Consider the following 3,863-nt stretch of genomic DNA (forward strand, 5'->3'; position numbering starts at 1 on the left):
CCCCGGCCCCGCGGTGCCCGCACCCCGACGCCCCGACCACGACCGGTTGAACCACGGCGAGCCGCCACCCCGGCCGCCGATCCGGATCACCCCGCTGGAGCTGCCGAGAGCGTCGCGCCTCGTGCTGTCCCGGAGCCGGGGACGCGAAGGATGACCCCGATGACCATGAGCACCCTCGCCGGCAACCGGCTGGTCCTCGACCGCGCCGCCCGGGACCTGCTGGACCGGGTAGCAGCGGACCCGGCGGAACCGCTGCTGGTCGCGGTGACCGGCCCCGACGGGCACGGCCGCAGCGCGTACCTCGCCGAGCTGGCCCGGCTCCACCGGCGGGCCGGCGTCACCGTGCGGGAGACCGCCCCGGAGCGGCCGGACGCGGCCGACCCGGACGCCGTCCTGCTGGTCGACGACGCGCACCTGCTCGACGACGTCCGGTTGCGGGTGCTGCGCGAGCTGGTGAACGGCCGGCGGCACCGGCTCGTCGTGGCCTACCGGCCGTGGCCGCGCTCCAGCCAGCTGGTCGAGCTGGCCGACGCGGTGAAGCGGGAGGGGCAGCTGATCCTGCTCACCCCGTTCGTCCGGGAGCAGACCGCCGCGTACCTCGCCGCCGTCCCGGAACTCGGCCGACGCCCCGACCTGCTCGACTTCGTGCACGGGCAGACCGCCGGGGTGCCTCGCGACGTGGAGCGGCTGACCCGGGCGCTGCGCGGGCAGGAACCGCGAACGGGTGCCCCGACCGAGCCACCCCGGCAGGCCGTCCTCGAGTTCGGCCCGGACCTCGACGACCTCTCCCCCGACGTCCGGCGACTGCTGCTGGCCGTCGCCGCGGGCGTACCGTTGCCGATCGATCTGCTCGGCGCGCTGCTCGGCCGCGAACCGGCCGAGGTGGACGCTCTCGTCGCCGCGACCCGTGCCGCCGGCCTGCTCGGCACGGACGGACGGCTCGCGCCACTGGTCCGCCGGGCGGTGACCGCCCTGAGCCCGGCCGCCGAACGCACCGCCGTCTGGCGACGGCTCAGCGAGGTCCAGCTCGCCCGGGGCGGACCGGTGCTACCGCTGGTCCGCTCCCTGCTCACCGCCGGTGTCGCCGCGGACTGCCCGGCCGGGACGCTGGAGGCCGCCGCCGAGGAGGCGCTCGCCACCGAGCCGGCCCTCGCGGCGGAGCTCTTCGCGGCGGCGTCGGCCGCCGGACGGCCGGTGGCCGCCCGGCAGGCGGTCGCCGCGGCCCTCGCCGGCGACCTCGACGTCGCCCTCCGGCTCGCCGACCGACTGCTCGCCTCGGCCACGCCCACCGAGCAAGCCGAGGCGGCGCTGGTCGCCGCGACGGCGCTCGCCCATCGCGGCCAGGTCGGCCGCAGCGTCGAGCTGTACCGGTGGTCGTCAGCGGCCCCCGCCGCGGCGTTCGCCGCCGTCGGCGCGCTCGCCGCCGGCGACCTCGCGGAGGCCACCGGCGCGCGGGCGGGCGACCGTGCCGGGCCGCCGACCCTGCACGCCAGCGCCGCCCGGCTGATGGCCGAGGGGGTACGCGACAGCCTCGGCGGCACGCCGACCTCGGCGCTCTCCACCCTCGTCCAGGCGACGGCGCTGCTCGAACCGGACGGGCGGGCGGTCCTCCTGCCCGACAGTCCGGCCGCCCTCGCCGCCCTGACCGCCGTGCACGCCGGTGAGCTCGACATCGCGGAGCGGGTGCTCGACCGGGCGGCGGCCAGCGGCATCGGCGGCCCGCTGATGGCCCGCCGGCACCGGCTGCTCCAGGCCTGGATCCTGATGGTCCGCGGCCGTACGGCCGACGCCGCCGGGCGACTCGGCACCGTCGTCGACCGCGGCCGGCCGCTCGAATCCCGCGACCAGCTCTTCGCCGCCGCCCTCGAGCTGGGCATCGCACGACGCAACAGCGACCTCGGCGCGCTCCAGCGCGGTTGGGGGCACGCCCTAGAGGCCGTCGTACGCCACCCGGTGGACCTGTTCACGCTCCTCCCCCTCGGCGAGCTGGCCATCGCCGCGGCCCGCCTCGGCGACCTGGAACGGTTGGCACCGCACCTGCACCGCGCCCGGTCGCTGCTGGGCCGGCTCGACGATCCACCGCTGTGGAGCACACCGCTGCACTGGAGCGGCCTGCACGCGGCGATCCTCGCCGACGAGCCGGCCGCCGCCGACGAGCACGTGACCGCCCTGCAGGCCGCCGCGCCGCACAGCCGGTACGCCACGGTGGTCGCCGCGGCCGCCGCCAGCTGGGTCGACGTGCTCCGAGGCGTGGTCGACCCGGCCCGGGTGGAGGCCGCAGCCCGCGGGCTGCACGACGCCGGGCTCTGCTGGGACGGCGCCCGCCTCGCCGGCCAGGCCGCCATCCGCACCTCGGACCGGCGGGCCATGACCGCCCTCCTCGACTGCGCCCGGACGCTCCAGGGCCGCCCCGCCGGCTCCCGCACGAGCCAACCGACCACCGACGACGGTGACGGGCAGGTCGCCGACGCGCTCACCACCCCGGCGGCGCACCGGCTCAGCGACCGCGAACGAGAGGTGGCCGAACTGGTGCTGACCGGGCTGACCTATCGGGAGATCGGCGACCGGCTCTTCATCTCGGCGAAGACGGTCGAACACCACGTGGCCCGGATGCGGTCCCGGCTCAACTGCGCCAACCGGGCGGAGCTGCTGGCGCTGCTGCGCACCATCGTGGCGCAACGCCCGGACAGCGCGGCCGGGCAGCCCTGGCCCGGACGGGCGGCCCGATGAACGGGCCCGCGACGACGACCGCGGAACCGCTCCGGCGACTCTTCGCCGCCGCGGCGGTCATGCTGATCGTGCTCTGGTCCTACGCCGCGTACCTGACCGGCCGGGACGCCGCCGACCTGCTCCGGGTCCAGGCCCTCGCGGAGACCCTGGGCCAGCCCACCGACCGACTCATCCGCGACCTGCAGACCGAACGGCACCGCACCGCCGGCACGATCGCGGGCGGGCCACGCGAGATGGCCACCCTGGCCGACGCGCGCAGCGGCACCGACCGGAGCGTGGCCGCCCTCCGCGACGCCACCGGCGGCACCGACCTGCGGCTGCTCACCGCCGGGGCGGTACGCGACCGCGCCGACACCCTGCTGCGTCGGCTCGACGGGCTCGCCGATCTGCGCGCCGAGGCGGACGCCGGGCGACCCGAGGCGGTCACCGGTTACGACCAGCTGATCGACGTCGCCTTCGCCGTGTACGGCCCCGAATGGGGCGCGCGGGAGAGCAGCCTGGCCGCCGAGACCCGGTCGGTCGTGGCGCTCGCCCGCACCCGTGAGCTGCTCGCCCGGGAGGACACCCTGCTCACCGCCGCGCTCACCGGCGGCCGGGTCACCCCCGACGACCGACGCCGCCTCGGTGAACTGATCGACGTCCGGCGGTACGCGGGTGACGAGGCGGTCACCGGACTGCCCGGCAGCGATCAGGACGCCTACCAGACCCTGGTGCAGGGCCCCCGGTTCGCCGCGCTGCGCTCGCTGGAGGACCGGCTGCTGGACCCGGCCGGCGCCCGCCCCGAACCCGACGCGCAGGAGTGGCAGAAGGCGTCCGGGCCGGCCCTGGCGGGGCTGGACGACCTGGTGCGGTCCACGGCTCGGCAGAGCGTGCAGCGGGCCACCCCCGGCGCGGCGCTGGTGCTCGTGCGCACCGGCGCGGTGCTGGGCCTGGGCCTGATCGCGCTGGTGGCGCTGCTGCTCACCGGGGCCCGCGTCCTGCGCCGGCCCGCCGTCGCCCCGCACCGCGCCGTCCACGCCGGAAGCGCCGCGCCGGCCGGGGAGACCCCCGGGCCGCCGCCCGTCGACGACCGCCCCCGGGTGCCCACCGGCAACCGGAACGGAGCCGCGCCGGGCGCCCCCGCCCGGGACGGC

The 3,863-nt window shown here is 78.0% G+C and carries 2 protein-coding genes; both read left to right on the top strand.

Going from position 1 to position 3,863, the window contains the following annotated elements; translation table 11 throughout:
- Positions 1 to 159 precede the first annotated feature (159 nt).
- Complete coding sequence (locus E1211_RS31175) at positions 160 to 2,730, top strand: LuxR family transcriptional regulator (protein WP_207915582.1); 2,571 nt, start codon at positions 160 to 162, stop codon at positions 2,728 to 2,730.
- Positions 2,727 to 3,863 (top strand): nitrate- and nitrite sensing domain-containing protein (locus E1211_RS31180; protein ID WP_207915583.1); only part of this gene is annotated, 1,137 nt, incomplete at its 3' end. The genes E1211_RS31175 and E1211_RS31180, both read left to right, overlap by 4 nt.

Origin of the sequence: Micromonospora sp. 15K316, assembly GCF_004348525.1 — a bacterium.
Lineage (GTDB): Bacteria > Actinomycetota > Actinomycetes > Mycobacteriales > Micromonosporaceae > Micromonospora.

Excerpts from the sequence above, each read along its gene's own strand:
- E1211_RS31175 (WP_207915582.1), top strand. The coding sequence starts at position 160 with ATGACCATGAGCACCCTCGCCGGCAACCGGCTGGTCCTCGACCGCGCC.